This window comes from Tautonia sp. JC769, assembly GCF_040717455.1.
Taxonomy (GTDB): domain Bacteria; phylum Planctomycetota; class Planctomycetia; order Isosphaerales; family Isosphaeraceae; genus Tautonia.
Genome location: NZ_JBFEFH010000005.1, coordinates 135,702 through 154,823, shown reverse-complemented (window position 1 = coordinate 154,823; position 19,122 = coordinate 135,702). Strand labels below are relative to the sequence as shown.

13 protein-coding genes and 1 pseudogene are annotated in these 19,122 nt (G+C 67.1%); 9 read left to right on the top strand and 5 right to left on the bottom strand.

Annotated elements, in window-relative coordinates; all coding sequences use genetic code 11:
* The first annotated feature begins 93 nt into the window (after positions 1 to 93).
* The 6 genes and pseudogenes from AB1L88_RS07375 (at position 94) to AB1L88_RS07350 (ending at position 8,302) form a co-directional block, all read left to right on the top strand.
* Entirely contained in the window at positions 94 to 1,077 is a 984-nt protein-coding gene (locus tag AB1L88_RS07375; RefSeq protein ID WP_367096002.1) for a DUF1559 domain-containing protein, read from the top strand.
* 814 nt (positions 1,078 to 1,891) lie between these two features.
* Positions 1,892 to 4,087 carry a hypothetical protein gene (locus tag AB1L88_RS07370; RefSeq protein WP_367096001.1) on the top strand — a complete coding sequence of 732 codons (2,196 nt, stop codon included), beginning with the start codon at positions 1,892 to 1,894 and terminating at the stop codon, positions 4,085 to 4,087.
* 15 nt (positions 4,088 to 4,102) lie between these two features.
* A pseudogene (locus AB1L88_RS07365) lies at positions 4,103 to 4,627 on the top strand (DUF1501 domain-containing protein); the annotation flags it as partial.
* Positions 4,628 to 4,666: 39 nt separating this feature from the next.
* On the top strand, positions 4,667 to 6,322 hold the full coding sequence (locus AB1L88_RS07360; RefSeq protein ID WP_367096000.1) for a cyanophycinase: 1,656 nt from the start codon (positions 4,667 to 4,669) through the stop codon (positions 6,320 to 6,322).
* Positions 6,319 to 6,801 carry a hypothetical protein gene (locus tag AB1L88_RS07355; RefSeq protein ID WP_367095999.1) on the top strand — a complete coding sequence of 161 codons (483 nt, stop codon included), beginning with the start codon at positions 6,319 to 6,321 and terminating at the stop codon, positions 6,799 to 6,801. The genes AB1L88_RS07360 and AB1L88_RS07355 overlap by 4 nt, the downstream gene beginning before the upstream one ends.
* A gap of 190 nt (positions 6,802 to 6,991) precedes the next feature.
* On the top strand, positions 6,992 to 8,302 hold the full coding sequence (locus AB1L88_RS07350) for a hypothetical protein (RefSeq protein WP_367095998.1): 1,311 nt from the start codon (positions 6,992 to 6,994) through the stop codon (positions 8,300 to 8,302).
* A gap of 61 nt (positions 8,303 to 8,363) precedes the next feature.
* Here AB1L88_RS07350 and AB1L88_RS07345 read toward each other — a convergent pair whose 3' ends face one another.
* The 4 genes from AB1L88_RS07345 to AB1L88_RS07330 all read right to left on the bottom strand — a co-directional run bounded on the left by AB1L88_RS07345 (position 8,364) and on the right by AB1L88_RS07330 (position 14,748).
* Positions 8,364 to 9,803, bottom strand: coding sequence for a sigma-54 dependent transcriptional regulator (locus AB1L88_RS07345; RefSeq protein WP_367095997.1), 1,440 nt, complete (start codon positions 9,801 to 9,803; stop codon positions 8,364 to 8,366).
* Between the two features lie 185 nt (positions 9,804 to 9,988).
* The gene (locus AB1L88_RS07340; protein ID WP_367095996.1) at positions 9,989 to 11,530 is read right to left on the bottom strand and encodes a trypsin-like peptidase domain-containing protein; all 1,542 of its coding nucleotides are present in this window, start codon (positions 11,528 to 11,530) and stop codon (positions 9,989 to 9,991) included.
* A gap of 234 nt (positions 11,531 to 11,764) precedes the next feature.
* A complete protein-coding gene (locus AB1L88_RS07335) occupies positions 11,765 to 13,000 on the bottom strand; it encodes a hypothetical protein (protein WP_367095995.1) in 1,236 nt (411 codons plus the stop codon).
* A gap of 125 nt (positions 13,001 to 13,125) precedes the next feature.
* Positions 13,126 to 14,748 carry a hypothetical protein gene (locus tag AB1L88_RS07330; protein WP_367095994.1) on the bottom strand — a complete coding sequence of 541 codons (1,623 nt, stop codon included), beginning with the start codon at positions 14,746 to 14,748 and terminating at the stop codon, positions 13,126 to 13,128.
* A gap of 662 nt (positions 14,749 to 15,410) precedes the next feature.
* Here AB1L88_RS07330 and AB1L88_RS07325 point away from each other — a divergent pair.
* Complete coding sequence (locus tag AB1L88_RS07325) at positions 15,411 to 15,560, top strand: hypothetical protein (RefSeq protein ID WP_367095993.1); 150 nt, start codon at positions 15,411 to 15,413, stop codon at positions 15,558 to 15,560.
* A gap of 200 nt (positions 15,561 to 15,760) precedes the next feature.
* Here the strand turns inward: AB1L88_RS07325 and AB1L88_RS07320 are convergent, their stop codons facing one another.
* Positions 15,761 to 16,474 carry a hypothetical protein gene (locus AB1L88_RS07320; RefSeq protein ID WP_367095992.1) on the bottom strand — a complete coding sequence of 238 codons (714 nt, stop codon included), beginning with the start codon at positions 16,472 to 16,474 and terminating at the stop codon, positions 15,761 to 15,763.
* Between the two features lie 290 nt (positions 16,475 to 16,764).
* On the opposite strand from AB1L88_RS07320, the gene AB1L88_RS07315 reads away from it, so the two are divergent.
* Both AB1L88_RS07315 and AB1L88_RS07310 read left to right on the top strand, forming a co-directional pair.
* A complete protein-coding gene (locus tag AB1L88_RS07315) occupies positions 16,765 to 17,748 on the top strand; it encodes a GDP-mannose 4,6-dehydratase (protein ID WP_367095991.1) in 984 nt (327 codons plus the stop codon).
* A gap of 103 nt (positions 17,749 to 17,851) precedes the next feature.
* Complete coding sequence (locus AB1L88_RS07310) at positions 17,852 to 18,850, top strand: bifunctional oligoribonuclease/PAP phosphatase NrnA (RefSeq protein ID WP_367095990.1); 999 nt, start codon at positions 17,852 to 17,854, stop codon at positions 18,848 to 18,850.
* Positions 18,851 to 19,122 lie beyond the last annotated feature (272 nt).

Here is a 19,122-nt window from a genome sequence, read left to right as displayed (position 1 = left end):
TCAGATTCTCAATCCGACGACATGCAGCGGGTGTTCCGTCACCGCTCACCTGCACGAGACACGATCCGCAATGTCGTGTCCAAGGAGGTGGACATGAGAATTCTTCCGGGATACGTGCTCTGTCCATCGCGTCGCGGTTTTACCCTGATCGAGACACTCGTCGCGATCGGGATCATCGGCATTCTGTTCGCGCTGATCCTGCCCGCCGTCCAGTCGGCGCGGGAGGCCGGCCGCCGCGTTCAATGTGCCTCGAATCTCCGCCAACTCGGCCTCGCCCAGCACGCTTACCACGACGTCCATCGACGGTTCGCCTCGGCGGCGATCGCCGCATATTCGGCCGCGAACTCGCCGTTGTCGGTGAACCACTTCGCTGAGCATGTCTTCCTCTTGCCCTATCTTGACCAGGCGGCGCTATACCAGCACGTCAACATGGACCTCGCCCACACCGAGGACGTCAGCTTTCCGTCGCTTCACAACCGGACGGCTCGGCGTACGCTGGTCGCCGCGTTCCTCTGCCCGAGCGACGGGCAGGGAGATCGACGTAACAATTACCGCTTCAACGGCGGTCGTTTCGACACGCGACCGCAAAAGACGCCGTTCGACGGGCCGTTCAGCGTCGGCGTCGAGCCGACTCCCTCGGCATTCCGTGACGGCCTCTCGCAAACGGCGTTCGCGAGCGAGGTCGTCTCGGGGGACTTCCGGCCGGGCTCCGCGGATCGCGTACGCAACGTCAGACATCCATCGACTCCAAAGGGCGAGGTCTATCGGGCCGACGCCGAGTACATTCCCTTCTGCCTGGGACACGAGGCCCCTCTCTGGGGATCGACCTCAGGACGTTACTGGTTCTACACCACGTTCGCCCACACGAAGTACAACCACAACGGCACCCCGAACGATCGGCGTCCTTCGTGCCGCATGGGGGCGATCCGGAACTGGCCGGGCGGCCTCACCCCACCCCGATCGTTCCACGGCGGCGTGGCCCACGTCCTCTTCGGCGACGGCCGCGTCCAGGCCGTCGCCGACGCGATTGATCCGGCAACCTGGGCCGCCCTCGGCACCCACTCGTCCGGGGACTGATCGACGTTCTCACTCAAGTCTTTTGATCCGGAAATGGAGGGCTATCATGAGTGCTTCTTCGACGACACCTGTCCGACGGTTGTCGATCTCGCTCCTGCTCAGCTTCGGGATCACCGTGTTCGCCATGTGCTTCGTCGGCGAGAAACTCGACGCCCAGGGGCAGTTTGACTGCTTCAAAGGTTCGACGGATTTCGGCGAGAGCTACTGCGGGAAATACGTGACCGGATCGGACCACCCGTGCAATTTGGTGGGTGACTGTATTGCCGCGGTAAATGGTTGTAATCCTTCAGGTCATCAGGGTTGGACCAGAATTGAGAATCCCATCAACCCCTGGCCGATTTGTGATGGGCCATACAATATGGGTTACCCGGCAAAGGATTGCAAGGAACAACCGTTTGCCTGCGGGACTACAATTAACTACGATGATCAAAATTGTGTGTTTGTATGTAGTTCTGTATTTCAATGGGGGGCGTGTGCGGCGGATTCAACATCCGACCCTTGTTCGGGTGGGTAGAGGGCTGTGTCATCCTCGATGCCCTGGTATTTCTCGGCGGAAGGGATGAGGGGTTCAGAAGCCGAGTGCTCGGCTGCCTCTGCCCCTGGGCCTCTTCATGACTTCGGGCGTCGTCCACCCACACCAATCAGGGGGCGGGTGGCCTCGATGGCGGGAGGGTCCGTCTCTTCCGCACATGCTGCGGCGCTGGCTTCCGCCGCCTGGGCGAAGATGCGATCTCTTCGGAGCTTCGTCGAATGGCATCGTCACAGCTTGCAGCCGGACTATCGGACGTCTTCTGGAAAAAATTGAGGTGGGTTCATGCTTATTACGACGTGCGTTATCGCCGGAGCGGCCCTCGGTTGGCAGGAGCCGGGCCCCCTCGATGCATTCCGCGCGAACTACGCCGCGATGCGGGTTGAGATGGACTATGAATACCGGAAGAGCCTTGTGCTCGAACCGGAGTCGATCGATCCCGAGGTCGTCTGGTCGGGTCAGCCCCTTGCATTCCCCGAGGACGAAGCTGAGCGGATCGTCGGCCATTGGGCCTGCGATGGGAGGACCGAGTACTTCGAGGCGGGCTCGCCCAGTGAGCAGATCGAACTTGGAGCGGACGAACCACGAGAGCTTGGGCAGGTGATGCCCTACATGCCTCGGATCGAGGCGCTCTGGGACCCCGAGGGACCAACTCTTGCGAGCCACACGATCGAGGGCCTCGCGGCGCTCACTCAGAAGCTCATGGTGCAGGTCTGGGAGCCTGCGGAACCCGGGTCGCTCCGAAAGGCGCGAAGTCCCTTCCTCTGGTGGCTCAACTATCCTTTCCCGCTGCTCGCGGAGAAGCATTTCGAGGGAATCCGGCCCCAGCGCGTCCCCGCGATCGTCGGGGGGCATCCAGTCGAGTTCGAGATTTATTCCAGGGATGAGGAGGGCAGTCAATATCGGTTCGAGGTCGCTTACGATCCGGCGATCGGCTACCTCCCACGATTCGCGAGGTTCCTCTTTCTCCGAGGTTACGAGGCGTTCGTCGACGAGGTGTATGTCACCCGGGCCGAGCCGTGCAAGGCCGGCGGCTTCGTCATCTCCGAATGGTACGAGGTCCGATCTTGGGATCCGAGGTTTTCGAGACGCTATCCTGACTACGACCACACTACCAAGGTGAGGCCGGCCGAGCGATTCACGATCGGCCATTTCCGGGCGGAGAATCTCCGCGATCTGGAAGGTGAAGTCGCGTTGAGGAAGCTCGAGGACGTCCGCCATCTCACCGCCAACGGGTTGGTGATCGATCTCCCTAAGGGGCTGAATTCGCTTTCGATGTCCCAGATTCGCCGACGGCTCGGTGATCGGCTGACCAACCCTCCGCCGGCCCCTCTGTCTATGATTGACCGAGAGGAACTCGCGGAGTATGCGGGACCGATGCCGGAAGAAAAACCGTTTTGGCTCCTAATCGCCGTTGGGACCGTGGTTGTCACGACCTTCGCGGTCGTCGCAATTCGACAGGGACGACGAGCCTGGCTCGGCCTGGCGATCATCGTCCCGTTCTGCCTGGGTTGCCAACGAACGATCCCGCCGGAACCCGAGGTCAACCTCACTGCGGCGTTCGAGCCCGCTCGATTTTTATGCGACTGGGAGGCACCATTGATCCGGACCTCGCTCCTCATTGAGAACGAGGGCCGGAATCCCGTGCGGCTGTTGAATGTCGACGGCGGCTGCTCCTGTCGGAAGGTCGATCTGGCCGGATTCCCAGTCGTCCTCCCAGCGGGTTCCTCAGTGTCTCTTGATATCGATTTGAGCAACCCTCGAACGATTGCCGACAAGAACCACCCCTTTTCCGTGCAAACCGACGCCGGTACATTCCAACTTGGCGCCCGACTTCAGGCGATTCCGAGGCATCGACTGCACCCCGAGTCCATCAACCATTCGGCGCTCGTCGAGTCCCAGGATTGGACATTCGATTTGACCCATCGATCGATCTTCCCGACCAACGAACCCGCTTCGGAGACCGAATTAACCCTGCCTGCGGGCTTCGAGGCGGAGCGAATTGGCACGACGAGCGGCAAGGTCCATGATGCTTCGGGATATAGCTACCAGGAATCGAGTTACCGGATTACATTGCGGTCCACCTCTCTCGGGCTACATCGGGAGGAGATCACCCTGCAATCGCCCTCGAACCAAACGCTCGCTCGCTCAACGATCGTCTGGAGACGCTCTCCGCATCTCTCGACCGTGCCGGGGCGCGCCATTCTCGGGCCGAGACCGGTTCGCCTCTTCCTCCGTTGCCCCGACGAAACCGTCGAACTGACCAATATTCATTCGGTTCCGGAGGGGATCGAAGCGGTCGTCAGTTCTATCCGAGAAGTGACCGTCTGGCTCGCCGATGACGCTCCTTCGGTCATCGACGGCGAGATCGAGGTCGGTACGACGGCCGAAGGAAAGCCTCCCTTGCGTGTACCCGTGATCCGGTACACGACCTCGACAGTGGTTGCCGACTCTCAAGAGAAAGGTCCGGTCCTGGATTAACCTTCACTTCTCGTAACGAAGCCCGGCCGTGCGAGCTTCGCCAACCATTGCTCGCTCGCCCGATGGCTGGTCGAGCGCGGCGTCCGGTTCGTGCAACTGTTCAACGCCGACTGGGATCATCACGGCAACATCTTCAACGGCCTGCCCAACAAGGCGAGGGAGATCGACCGGCCCTGCGCGGCCTTGATCCAGGATCTGAAGCAGCGCGGGCTGCTCGACGACACGCTCGTCATCTTCACCGGGGAATTCGGCCGCACGCCGATGCTCCAGGGGGACCGAGGGACGGCCGGCTGCGACCACCACAAGGAGGCCTTCTGCGCCTGGATGGCCGGCGGCGGCGTCCGGGGCGGAACCACCTATGGCCGGACCGACGACCTCGGCTACCATGCCGTCGAGGACCCGATGCATGTGAATGATTTCCACGCCACGATCCTCCACCTGCTCGGCCTCGACCATACCCGAGTGACCTACACCTCGCAGGGGCGTGATTTCCGCCTGACCGACGTGGGGGGGACCGTGGCCGCCAAGCTGCTGGCCTGACGACCATCCCCCGCCGCCCGAATCGAGACGAGACCCAACGTGACCCGATCATCAGTTGCCTCCGCGATTGTGCTCCTCCTGGTCCCTCCGGCCGCCTCGACGGGCCTGGTCGAGGCGAACGACCTGGCAACGGTGGCCAGGATCAACCCCGAAGGGCTCGGCGGTGCGCTGCTGATCGTCGGCGGCGGTCGCATCCCCGGGGAAATCACCGATACCTTCCGCGAGCTGGCCGGGGACGACGCCCGGCTCGTGGTCATCCCCACGGCCAGCGCGACCGCCGATGACCGCCCGGAAGAGGACGCCATCGAACGCTGGAAGCAACGCGGGTTCGATCATGTCACGCTCCTCCACACCCGTGATCGCGACCGGGCGGATGACCCCGACTTCGTCGCTCCGCTGAAGGAGGCCTCGGCCGTCTGGTTCGGCGGAGGCGATCAATCGCGACTGGCGAACGCCTATCGGGGGACGGCCGTCGAGCGGGAGGTCATGGCCGTTCGGGAGCGAGGGGGGGTGATCGGCGGCACCTCGGCCGGCGCGGCCATCATGTCCCGCGTGATGATCACGGGGGGCAACCCCGAGGCGACGGTGGGCGAAGGGTTCGACCTGCTCCCCGATGCGGTCGTCGATCAGCACTTCCTCGCCCGCAATCGCCGCGCGAGGCTCCGAGGGGTCCTCAAGGCTCACCCGGAACGGTTCGGGGTCGGGATCGACGAGGGGACGGCCCTCGTCGTGGTCGGACGCCGGATGGGGGTGGTCGGGTCGTCTCGCGTGACGATCATGATGCCCGCCTCGTCGTCGCGCCCTGAGCGGGAATTCTCCGTGGAATCGGGCGACGTGGCCGACCTGACCGCCCTGCGTCGGGCGGTCCGCGATCGCTTGCTCGCCGACTTCCCGCCCGAGGTGATGGAGCCGCCCCGGGTCGATTCCGGGGCGCTGGTGATCGTCGGGGGCGGTGCGATGCCGGGGGAGGTCCTCGATCGGTTCGTGGCCCTGGCGGGGGGGCCGGAGGCCCGGATCGTGGTGGTCCCGACCGCCGGGGAAGGCAGGATTCCCCCGATCCCCCGCTTCGTGCCCGGGGTGAAGATGTTCGAGGATCGCGGCGTGCGATCGGTCGGTGTCCTGTACGGCCGCCACCCCGAGGAGATCGAAACCCCCGAGCAACTCGCCATGCTCCGAGAGGCCACGGGGATCTGGTTCGGCGGCGGTCGGCAATGGCGGTTCGTCGACTGCTACGAGGGGACCGCGATCGTCCCCTTGTTCCGGGAGGTGCTCCGCCGAGGAGGGGTGATCGGCGGCAGCTCGGCCGGGGCCACGATTCAGGGCGATTATCTCGTGCGGGGCAACCCGCTGGGCAACTGGGACATGATGGCCGAAGGCTACGAGCGGGGGTTCGCGTTCCTTCCGGGCGTGGCGATCGACCAACACTTCACCCAGCGCGACCGCTTCGGGGATCTCGCGGCGGTCGTGGAACGCTTCCCCCAGGTCCTCGGGATCGGGGTCGACGAAGGCACCGCGTTCGTGGTCGAGGGGAGCGTCGGCGAGGTGGTCGGTCGAGGGGCGGTGCATGTCCTGTTGCGGTCCCGGGCCGTCGGTGCCGACGGGCCGCTGCCGGCCGAAACACTCGAGGCGGGCAGCCGGTTCGATCTGATCGAGCGGAGCCGGGTCGAGTCGGCCGCCTCGGTCGACGGGCGATGAGCAGGCGCACGACAGGACGCACGCCCACCCCGCCGCCGGATCTCCTGGGCCGATTGCTCCGCGATCGCCCCGAAACGCTCGCCCGAGGGGCCTTGCTCTCCTGGGTCCTCACCGGGGTCGTGGTCGCGGATCACGTCCGAACCGCCGGCTGGGGATCGTACTGGCCGCTCGGCATTCTCCCGATCGGGCTGACGATGCTCGCCTCGATGGCGCTCCTGCAACGCGATCCGGAACGCAGCGGCCTGGACGCCTTCCGCTCGGGGATGCTCGCGCTGATCCCCTCGTCCGTCCTGGTCGGCTGGGCTGTCGTCGAGCGTTTCGACGACCCGAGCACGGGTCACGTCGCCACGGCGAGCATGGCCGGCGCCGCGGTCGGCTCGGTGGTGGGCGCACTCTGCGGGCCGGTGGCAGGGTGGTTCGTCCGGCGACTGATGCGGAGCGACCGGCGAGTGCCCGCCCGCGGCGGACGATTCGATTGACCGGAGGCACGCGGTCGAGGGCTCAGCGTGCTCGGGTTGCCCCGTCTCCTCGTCCCGATTGCCAGCCCTGGCGACCGCCCGCGGAAACCGATATGATTCGGACTGATCAGGGTTCGGCCGCCCCGCGAGCGATCTCTCGGGGGAGGCGTGCATCCGATTGCCACACGTTGGACGCGATCAGGAGGCGACGATGACGACCCGAATCGGCCCAGTGGCGTTCTCCTTGGTCATGCTGGGCGCCCTTGCCACGCAGGGAGCGGCCCAGGAGGTCAGCGCGGCGCTCCGCGACCGGGTCGCGCAGCTCGTCGAGCGGCTGGGGGGAGACGGTCCCGAGACGCGGGACGAGGCCGAGCAGGCGTTGACGAAGCTCGGCGCCCGGATCCTGCCCCTGCTCCCCGACCCGAGCGAGATCGAGGAGGGCGATCTCCGCGACCGGGTCACGCGCATCCGGGCCACCCTGAGCGAGGCGGGCGCCGAGAATCCCGCCGAGGCCACCCGGATCACGATCCAGGGGGACGGCATCCGGCTGTCCGAGGCGCTTCGGGAGCTGCAGCGTCAGTCGGGCAACCGGATCTCCGACCTCCGGGAACTGTACGGTCAGGATGCAACAAACCCGGGGCTGGATCTCCAGATCGAGGACCGGCCGTTCCTGGAGGCGTTCGACCTGATCGCCGAGCAGGCCGGGCTCGAACCGATCTTCTACACCGGGGACGGGACCATTGGCCTGCTCACCCGAGGGGCGATGGTGGAGGGCCAGGGCGAAGGGGCCGGCTCGGCGCCGGCGATCTACACCGGGCCGTTCCGCGTCTCGTTGAATCAAGTCGCCGCCCAGCACGACCTGACCACCGGATCGCGATCGACGAATGCTCAGTTGATGGTCGTGTGGGAGCCCCGATTGCGGCCGATGCTGATGAATCTCGACGTGTCGAACGTCGAGATCGCGGACGATCGCGGGCAGGCCGTCCAGCCGAGCGTTTCCGGCGAGTCGGGGACCGTGGTGCTCCGCCCCGAGAATCCCACGGCGGAATTGAACCTGAACATGGTCTCGCCCGATCGCGAGGCCCGGCAGCTCGACCGCCTGAAGGTCCGCGCGACCCTGACCGTCCCCTCCGGGAACGAGGTCTTCCGGCTCGACCTGGGGACCCCGAATCCGTCGCAGGAACGAGGGGATGTCACGGTCTCCGTGGGCCGCGTCGAGGTCGACGGGTTCGTCTGGAAGGTCGACGTCCGCGTGACCTACGAGGGGCAATCCGAGGCGTTCGAGACCTATCGTCAGGGCCTGTTCAATAATCGCATCTGGCTCCAGCGGCCCGACGGTTCGCGATTCGACCAGAACGGAGGATTCAACCAGATCGGCGCGGCCACCAATTCGATGGCGTTCCAGTATCTCTTCGTGGACGCCCCGGGGAAGCCTTCAGACTACCAGCTCGTCTACGAGACCCCGGGGGCCGTGCTGGAGGTCCCGCTCGAATTCGAGTTCACCGACATCCCCTTGCCCTGAGGGCGTGCCCGGGAGGCCGGCGATCCTCGGCCCGACGGCTCCGGCCCCGCCGCGGGGCGGGTCAATCATCGAGGATCGCCGTCGACGCATTGTCCTTGAATTGCGTCCGATCGAGCCCGTACTTGGCGAGCTTCTGGGTGACGCAGCGGCGGGAGAGCCCGCTGTGACGCGCGCACCGGGCGACGTTCCCCTTGTACAGGGCGAGGAGCTCGGCGAAGTAGTCCCGCTCCACCCGAGAGATGATCGTCTCGGTCAATTCGGGCAAGGGGCGGTCGAGGTCCAGCAGCGTCTCGGCCGAGGATTGCAGGGTCGATGCCGGGCGGTCGGCCCGGGGGACGATGGAGGGGGGCAGGTTGGATCGGTGGATCATCGTCCCGTCGGCCAGGGCCACGGCGGCCTTGATGGCGTTCTCCAGCTCCCGGATATTGCCGGGCCAGTTGTAGCTGTACAGCGCGTGCATCGCCTCGGGGTCGATCTCGGTGACCGGGGGGGTGCTCCGGGCGGCCAGCTTGTTGAGGAAGTGCATGGCCAGGAGCGGGATGTCCTCGCGACGATCGCGAAGCGGGGGCAGGTCGATCGGGACGACGCGGAGCCGGTAATAGAGGTCGGAGCGGAAGACCCCCTGGCGCACCAACTCATCGAGCCGCTTGTTGCTCGCGGCGACGATCCGGACGTCGACCTTCAGCGTCTCGGTCCCGCCGACCCGCTCGAAGTTCCCGGTCTGGAGCACCCGCAGGAGCTTTGCCTGCATGGCGGGGCTGACATCCCCGATCTCGTCCAGGAAGAGGGTGCCGCCGTCCGCCGCCTCGAAACGCCCGACCCGACGCCGATCGGCCCCGGTGAAGGCGCCTCGCTCGTGCCCGAACAGCTCGCTCTCGAGGAGCGAGTCGCTCAGGGCCGCGCAGTTGACCGGGACCCACTTCCGGTCGCGACGACCGCTGGCGGCGTGGATCGCCTGCGCGACCAGTTCCTTCCCGGTGCCGGTCTCGCCATGGATCAGGACCGTCGAACCGAGGGGGCCGACCTGCTCGATGAGGTCGAAGACCTGGCGCATCCGGTCGTTCTTCGAGACCATGTTGAGGAAGCTGTAGTCCTCGCGCATCTGCTGGCGGAGGTGCTCCAGCTCGTCGCACAGCTGGCGGCGTTCCAGGGTCCGGTTGACCAGAAGCCGCAATCGGTCCGGCTCGAACGGCTTGGTGACGAAGTCGTCGGCCCCGGCCTTCATGGCCGCCAGGGCAATCTGGGGGTCGCCGTACGCTGTCACCACGATGACCCCGAACGGCAAATGCTCGGACCGGACCCGAGAGAGCAGGTCCATCCCCCCCGTCTCGGGCATGTAGAGGTCGGTGATGAGCAGGTGGATCGGCCGCGATCGGGCGATTTCGAGCGCCTCGGCGGCCCCCGGGACGGCCTCGACCTCGTGACCGTCCATCGTCAGCAGGAGGCTCAGGTACTCTCGGGTCGATTCCTCGTCATCCACGACCAGGATACGGCTTTTCATGCGGGGGCACTCCTTGCCGGGTGGACCGATGCAGATCCGGCCTTTCCCGAGTCCGATCGCCTGGAAGAGCAGCGAGCAACTGGTGTCGAGCGTGGCGAGGCAAGTTCGCGTCTTGCCGGGAATCTCCGAGATTCTCGAAAAAAAAGGCCGGATAATCGCGTGAGCAGGGGTTGCCGACGCTCCGATCAGTCGGGCGAGGGAGCGAACGCCCCCTCGTCGTTCGGTCCCGAATTGAGATCGCGGAGAATGACCCGGAACTCCGATCGGCCCCGGTGCTGAATCCGGAGGATCAGGTCGCGGCCCGGGGGGACGACGGCGACCGATTGCCGGAAATCGGCCAGCGATCGGACGCGCCGGTCGAGCACGTCGGTGATGACCATCCCCGGCTCCAGGCCACCCAGGTCGGCCGGGCCACCGGGGGTGACCCCCACGATGATCACCCCCGGGACGGTCGGCTCCAACTCGAACCGCTCGATCAAGGCCGAGGAAGGCTCGCCCAGTCGGAGGCCGAGGCCGGGGAATCGGGTCGGATCGCGAGCGGTCGCCGGTTCCGGGAGCCGGACGACGGGCCCCGGGTCTTCATCGGGCGTCGGATTCCGGTCATCGGGCGGGGGCCCCGTCCCGACGAGCGGACCGGGTCGCGGACCGAGGGGATCGGGGAGCGGTTCCGGTCGGACGTTCATCGAAATGGCCTGGCCGTCTCGGAGGACCTCCAGGCTCATCGGTCGATCGGCCGCGGCGAACTCGACCGCAGAGATGAGATCCGAAGGGGCTGCGACGCGACGCCCATCGACCCCGAGGATCAGGTCGCCCGGCACCAGGCCGGCCCGATCCGCCGGCCCGTCACCGATCACCCGATCAACGCGCACCGCGCCTCCGGCTTCGAGCAGGGCCGCCCGATCCGGGTCGAGCCCGGAGACCTGCACCCCGAGCACCATCCGACGCACCTCTCCCCGGTCGGCCAGCTCCTGGGCGATCCGACGGGCGCGGTGGCCCGGCACGGCGAAGCCGAGGCGATCGGGCCGATCCGAAAGGCCGGGGACCACCAGCAGGATCCCCACCAACCGCCCCTCCGGGTCGACCAGGGCGCCGCCGGCGCTCCCGGGGGCGATCAGCGCGTCGGTCTGGATCAGGTCGCGGAGGCCGGTCGACGCGGGCGATCGTTGCACCCCGCTGACGACCCCCAGGCTGACCGATCCTGAGAATCCCCAGGGGTGACTGACGCTCAGGACCAGGTCACCCGGTGCCATCGCGTCGGAATCTCCCCAATCCAGGGCTCGGAGGTCGAGGCCTGTCGGGTCGATCGCGAGCAGCGCGAGGTCACTCGCCGGGTCCTGCCGGAAGTCGAGCACCGGCCGCGATCGGCCGTCCGGCAGGGTCACCCGCAGGGGGCCTCCCGCAAGGTCGATCGCCTGCTGGACGACGGAATTGGCCGTCAGGATCAGGCCGCGATCGCCGTCGATCACGACCCCGGAACCGCCCGGGACCGCCGGCAACACCCCCTCGGGGACGACGAGACCAGCCGGATTGCGGGCACTCACGGCCACGACGCCGGCCAAGGCCCTGGCCGCCGCGACGCGCAGTCCGGTCGCCGGGGCGACCCGATCGGGGGCATCCTGCGCCCGCAGGCCCGGGCAAACGAGCAGGACCGACAACCCGACCAGCACGGCGGGGATGGCCACTCGGCCAGCCATCCGGGTCGGTCGAATGTCGTCGGCGCGTCGCATCGTTGGGAATCCTTCCGACTCGAGGGTCGATCATCCTGGTCGATCGCGACAGGGCCCGATCCTCGGGCGACGTCGAATGAGCACTCGTGAAAACCGGCACGTTCCCGAGGCTCGTTGCAGCGTCTCAACTATAGCGAGGCCTTCCACCCGATCCAAGGGCCTTGCTTGGGTGATCGAGCGGACGCCGTCGAACGCCCGCCTCGTCTGGGCCGTCCTCTGGAGAGGTCCGGGGCCTCAGTTGGGCTCGGAAGGTTCCGGATTGGGATTTTCCGGGGTGCTGTCCGAGGGCAAGAGCGGGTCTTCCGGGTCTTCGATGACCATCATCTTGGGCACGACGTAGGGCAGGACCTCGGTCCGTCGCCCTCCTTCGAGCGTCACCTCCACGGGCTTCGGAGCCCGAGGGTCGATGGCGAAGGTCTGGACCCGCTCCTCGGCCCCGCCTTCATGGGTGATGACCTCGAGCGTGGCCGCGGTGATCGGCTCGTCCGGGTCGCTGACGATCTCCTCGATCCGGAAGCGGTAGGTGCCGTCGAATCCCCTGGGGCAGACGTAAACCTCCTCGGCGTCAGACCCTCGGCCGTTCTTGATCAGGGCGCCGCCGAAGACGGTGCGGGGCGTCGAGAGGCGGGCCGTCGCCCCCAGCGGTTCCTCGACGAGCAGGTCGAGGTCGCCGAAGCCGTTCCAGGTCAGTCGGGCATAGAGGTCGCGCGGCTCGGCGGCTTCGAGCCGAGCGATGAGGGAGTCGGCCTCCGAAGCTCGGCCGGCCTCCCGGAGCCGCTTGGCCAGGGCCAGGGTCCGCAGCCGGCACTCGTTGCGCCAGGCGTCATCGACACCGGGCCAGCCCAGTGCCATCAGGCCTTCGACGGCCCGGGCCATGCGGTCGGCGTCGAGCTGCCGCTCGGCCAGGTCGAGCGATTTGACCCAGGGGTCGGCCCGGCCGGGCAGGCGATCGGCCGCGTGATCGAGCAGGTCGGCGACCCGGATCGTCCGGCTCCGGCCCTCGCCGAGCGGCACCTCGATCTCGAAGACCTCCCGGGCGGCCATCAGGTCGACGATCGTCAGGAGGCTCTCGGGCGTCCCTTCCTCCCCGGGCCGGTCCGCGACCATCGCGGCGTAGCCGAGGGCCTGCTGCACGAATGCGGGCTCGGCCTGATTGTAGTCGAAGATCACGGCGAGCATCTGGTACATCCAGGCTTCCTTCGGCACATCCGGCCGATCGAGGTAGCCCCTCAGGGCCGCCTCGACTTCCGCCATCTGCCCCTTGCCCTTCAGTCGCACGACCGTCTCGAGCAGATCCCGCGCGGAGGTCTCTCGACCCTTGAAGTGGGCCGACCAGGTCGCAAGCTCCTGGTCCGTCGGGCGGCGGCGGACCAGCGGGGCCTCCTTCTCGGCCGCCTTCTCCGACCGAGACGAGATTTTCGGCCCTTCGGCCCCCGGCCGTCGTCCCGGAGAGATGGGCTCCTGGACCATCGCCACATGAACAAGGCCGAGACCGCCCCGGTCGTGACGACCAGGGGCGGCTCGGCCTGCGGAAAAGGTCTCAAGCTGGGCAGTCTGAGAGGGGCCAGGAAAGCCCGTCTCAGACGTCAGCGGGTTCAGTTGCTTTTTTTTTCCTGGGCAGCATCAACAGCGGGTTCCGTCGGCTCGGGGGCGACGGGGATGGACATCATGCCACCGCCCATCATGCCGCCCATGCCGCCACCCATACCGCCCATGCCGCCGCCCATACCGCCCATACCCATACCGCCCATGCCGCCGCCCATGCCGCCCATACCCATACCACCCATGCCGCCGCCCATACCCATGCCACCACCGCCGCCGCCCATCATGAGCGAGAGGGGGATGATCGCCAGGTCGGCCACCGGGTAGACGCGGATCAGGGTGCCGCGACGCTCGGAGCCCTTCGCGGTGATCTCCAGGAGGTCGTCGTAGACGGTGTAGGACAGGTCGAGCTGGTCGAGCATCAGCCGGAGGGTCGTCTTGAGCGGGATGCCGTCCAGGTTCATCTTGATGGGAGACTGGAGGCTCTGCTCGGCTTCCTGGAGGCCGATCTCGTCGACGTAGATCGGGATGCCGTTGATCAGCTTCTCGTCGGCGGTCGCCTGGCGGATGTACTCCAGGGCGTCGGACAGCGGGGTGTCCGTGTCGAACGGCATCGAGATCGGCTGTTCCAGCCGGTTCTGGATTTCGAGGGTCAGCTCCGAGCGCTCGGCCAGGTCGGCGACCTCATAGCGGGCGATCCGCTTCTCCGAGATCTCGCGGAAGACGTCGGCCGGCGGGTACTCGATGGTGATCAGGTCGGGGAAGGGGACCGAGGCCCGGTCGACGTCGAGCATCGTCGCCATGTAGCGGAATTCCTTCAGCTCCTCGTAGGCGCGAGTCTGCGAGAGGAACCCGAGCGACGTCGAGACGAACATGCCGGCCCGGGGCGCCGTCTCCCGGGGGAGCAGGGCGTTGGCCGACTGCGCGAGCAGGCGGGCGTCGAAGAACGGCTGCGAGTTCTCGACGATGTTGCCGGTCCCCCGGTTGTCGAGGACGGCGAAGACCCCCTCGTTCATCAGGGTGTTGAACTGGATCATCAGCTCCCGGACGGTCGCCTCGGTGCGCAGGAGGGCCGAGATGGCGTCCATCTCGCGCTGGGCGGCCGATTCCAGGCGGATCAGCTCGGCCTGCCGCTGGGCGAGTTCTTCGGAACGTCGGATCGTCTGGAGCAGCTCGATCCGCAGTTCGCGGCGCAACTGGTCGATGACCGCATCGGGGACCTGATCGGCCGTCTCCAGGGCGGTCAGGGCCAGGCGGAGGGTCGACTCCGCGGCCTCGGGTTGGTTCTGGCGGAGCAGGGCCCGGGCCCGATTGATGCGACCCCGGATGTCGGCGTTGAGCTGATCGACGAGGACCTGCTGGAGCTCCCGGGCGCGCTCGATGCTGGCCCCCGAGTCGGGGCCGAGTTGCGGCAGGCCTTCGTCCTGGAGACGAAGCGCCACCTGGCGGACGCCCTCGTTGGCCTGGGTGCTGGACGGGTCCAGCTCCAGGGCCTTGCGGAAGAAGCGGTCGGCCTGGTCGAGCTGGCCCTGGGCCTCCGCCTGGTGACCCAGGTCGATCAATTGCCGGGAGAGGCCCTCGGGCGAGGTTCCGCCCAGGGCCATCGAGCCGGTCAGCAGGCAGCCGAGCAGGGTCGCGGGCCCGGCCCCTTTCCACGATCGCGCGGTTCGGGACATGAGTCTTAAATTCTCCGGTGCTTGAGATGCCGGTATGGTCGGGACCGGTTGGGGCGCGATGGGAACATCCTGAGCGTTCGGGATCACCGAGGTCCGAATGACGCCGGGGATGTGAGGACCCGGGCGGCCGTCTCGGCAGGATCGAGCGAAAGGGCGACCCCGGCCCGACTCGCACCGCCGTCGCGCCACGCTCCGTCGGGGGTCGCCGCTCGTCTGTTGACCATTATGCCACACGGCTCGGGACCTCGCGTGTTGCTTCAGCTCATCAATCCGGATTCGGGGTCAGTCGTGTCGGTTTGACAGGAGAACCCGGTCGACCTAGATCTCCCTCAGAGGACAAAACACCAAGGAATCACCTCCGAAGGGGAATGAGGCAAGCCGTGAGGGCCGCGATGGGGCGATTTTCCCCGCCGACGCGCCCGCGGCTCGACCGGATTCGGCGGTGTCCGTCCGAACGAAGGGGAGGGTCGCGGCCGATGGCCGACAATCGATCGACGCCGGGAGGAGGCTCGGAATTCGATTTCGAGAATTATCCGCCCGACAGCTGCTTTCACGAACGTCGCGAGGTCCCGGAACCAACCCGGCCCGCTCGGAAGGAGCGGAGGAGGCGAATTGATCCGACAACCTTCGAGAAACAGTATACTCCCGAAGAGTTGGAATTCATGAACGCGATGCAGCAGTTCAAGGTGCGAAGCGGCAAGACGTTCCCCTCGTTCGGCGATGTCCTCGGCGTGGCGCGTTCGCTCGGTTACGAGAAATCCGGATCAGGCCCGGCCGAGCCCGGCATCGCGGCTCCTCCGGAGCGTCCCTGATCTCCAGCACACGAGGAGGGCCATGCTCGTCGTGTCATTACGCTCCAATCGTCACACCTGAAGCACAGCATGCAGAAACGGCCAGGGCGACGCGAGGTCGCCCTGGCCGTTTCTTCGGTCGATGGGGAGCAATCCGACTCCGGCGGGCTCAACAGCGTGCCGGATCCGTCGCGATCGCGGATGAGGCCTCCTGAACTCGGTCAGGAGGCCGGCACCGCCGCGGGGCTGGCGGTCTGGATCAACGCGAGCCAGGCGTGGAGCGCCTGGCCGGTCAACTGGACCGCCTTGACCAGTCGCGGCTCGCCGTTCGGCTCGGATTCGACCGTCCCCGGGTCCTGACCGCCTCGATCGGCCGAAGCCGTCTCGACGATCGGGTCGGAACCGATCGGCCCCTCGTCGCTCGACGACGCGAACGCCGATCCGGCGTTGCCGGAAATCGACGCGGTCATCGGATCGTCCCCAAAAGCGAAGGCAGACTCACTCGCCTCGACGACGAGTGTCGCCGGATCCTCCGGCTCGGACAGCCCATCGGCCCAGCGGTTCAGGGCATCGGCGAACTCGGGCCCGTAGGCGGCATCGTCAACACCCGCGACGAGTCGCGACGACGCCTCCGACTCTGTTCGTCCTTCCGATTGCCCATCGGCCGCGAAGGCCGACACAACATCCTCGATCACCGTGGCGAAGGCCGCATCGGCATCCGGGACAACGACTTCGGGCTCGTCGTCGGCGGTCGGGCTGGTCGAGGAGGAATCCTCAAGCCCGGCCAACGCGATCCCGTGCCGTGCCTCGAACTCCGCGGCTCTCGCGTGCCACCAAGCTCGTCCCGACTGGGCCAAGGCCTCTACGTCGATGCCTTGCGGCAAATCGAACCCAAGAGCAGCCACAGCACCCACCAGGAGGAAGCGGAAGGCCATGCAGGAATCTCCCTGTCACGGTTTAGGCCGTCAATCGTGACGATGCCCTCGATTGTGCCGCTCCGCCCGAGAGCAGAGCGTCTCGGCATCGCATCGGGAGTATCGGCAGGCCCCGGGCCGGGGCTCCAGCGAATTTTTGCCGATTGGGTCGAGAATCGGATTCGCGTTGGCCGATTCGGCGATCCGCCGTAGGATGATCCCGCTGATCAAGGCCAATACCAGGATCAAAGACGACCAACGACCCCGCGAGGATGCGCCCCGGCCGGCTCGGGGGAGGGGAGTGCCTAGGGATGGGAAGGACGGTCCTCGTCACCGGTGCCGGCGGATTCATCGGCAGCCACCTCGTCGAACGGCTCGTGCAGGGCGGGCATACCGTTCGGGCCTTCGTCCGCTACAACGGCCGGGACGATCGCGGCCATCTCGACGCATTGCCCGATGAGGTCAAGGCTTCCGTCGAGGTGCGTCGCGGCGACCTGAAAGATCCGGAGGCGATCCGCCGCGCCGTCAAGGGGCAGTCGTGGGTCTTCCACCTCGGCGCCTCGATTGCGATCCCCTACTCCTATGAGAATCCGCTCGACGTGGTGCAGTCGAACGTGACGGGGACGGCCCACGTGCTCGACGCCTGCCGGGACAGCGAGGCGCTCGACCGCGTGGTGTTGACCTCCACCTCCGAGGTCTACGGCACGGCCCAGCGGGTGCCGATCGACGAATCCCACCCCTTGCAGCCGCAATCCCCGTACGCGGCCAGCAAGGTCGGCTCCGATTCGCTGGGCCTGAGCTACCACCGGTCGTTCGAGCTGCCGGTGGCGATCCTCCGGCCGTTCAACACCTTCGGCCCCCGGCAATCGGCCCGGGCGATCATCCCGACGATCATCAGCCAGGCGTTGACCCGGCCGTCGATCCGGCTCGGCAGCCTCGACCCGAGACGCGACCTGACGTATGTGAAGGACACCGCCGCCGGCTTCGTCTCCATCGCCTCGTGCGACCGGGCGATCGGCCAGGTGGTCAACATCGGCCGCGGCGACGACGTCTCGATCGGGGAGCTGGTCGATCGCATCGGGCAGCGGCTCGGCAGAACGCTCCAGGTCGAAACGGACCCTCAGCGCGTCCGGCCTCCAGGCAGCGAGGTGCTCCGCCTCCTGGCCGGGACGGCCCTGGCTCAGGAACTCTGGGGATGGGAGCCCGAGTACTCGCTCGACGCCGGGCTGGACGAGACGATCGCCTGGGTCCGCGACAATCTGCACCGGTTCCGGGTCGACGAATACACGACATGACCCCGGGCTCGGTCGGGCTGTCTCGGATCGTCGCTCATTGCGGGAACGAGCCGGGTCGTCCTACAATGCCGATTTGACCGCGGCCTGCTCGGAGCTTCTTGAGATGGAACTGGACTGGTCTCCCCTGGCAACCCTGATCGACTCGCACCAGCGGTTCCTGCTCACCACCCACGTCCGGCCCGACGGCGACGCGCTCGGCTCCGAGGTCGGCCTGGCCGGGCTCCTGGAGCAGCGGGGGAAGGACGTCCGGGTGGTCAACGCCAGCCCGCTCCCCCCCCGCTACGAGTTCCTCTCGCCCCGCCCCCGGTTCTTCGAACGCTTCGCCGAGGTCCGGCCGGAATCGCTGGCCGACCGCGAGGTCCTCATCATCCTCGACCTCTCCAGCTGGTCGCAGCTCGGCGAGATGGCCGAGTTCGTCCGTGAGTTTGTCGGGCCGAAGGTGGTGATCGACCACCACCTCAGCGAGGACGACCTCGGCGCCTTGATCCTCAAGGACGTGACCGCCGAATCGACCGGGACGCTGGTGCTCCGGGCCATCCGGGCGTTCGGGGGCACTCCCTCGCCGACGATGGCCAACGGCCTGCTCACCGCCATCGCGATGGACACCGGCTGGTTCCGCCACTCGAATGTCAGGCCCGAGACCATGCGGGACGCCGCCGAATTGGCCGAGGCCGGCGCCCCCATCCACGAGCTGTACCGCTCCCTGTTCGAACGCAACACGGCCGCCCGGATGCGGCTGGTCGGCCGGGTCCTCTCGGGGCTGACCCTGGCGCTCGACGGAAGGGTCGCGTATGCGAGCGTGACCAAGGATGACCTGGCCAAGACCGGCGCCATCCCGTCGGACACCGAGGACGTGATCGACCAGCTCGCGGCCATCAACGGCGTCCAGGTGGCCATGCTCCTGATTGAACAACTCCGGGGCGGGGTGAAGGTGAGCCTGCGATCCCGGAGCGACATCGACGTGGCCGAGCTGGCCGGCCGGTTCGGGGGCGGGGGACACCGCGCCGCCGCCGGTGTCCTGATGCCCGACCCCCTGTCCGACTCCCGGGAGCGGGTGCTCCGCGCCTTGCGGCCCTTGATGGGGCTTGAGGTCCGATCCTGACCCGCCTCGACAGACCGGCGGCCGGGACAACGGTTGAACTAACCCCTGGCGTCGGCCCGTGAGGGGCCGTTACCATAAGAATCAGATCGAAGTTTCGCGTGGGGAGGCGTCACGACAACCCGCCGCGCCTCGAACCCCACCCGGCCGCAGCGCTCGCCCTCCCAATCGAGCCAGACCGCGGCCACCCGCCCCATTCCGGCGTCGATGCCGGCCCGACTTGGTCCCGACCGCCCCATGCGATCCCCCCCGCCTTTGTCCCTCCCCGCTCGACC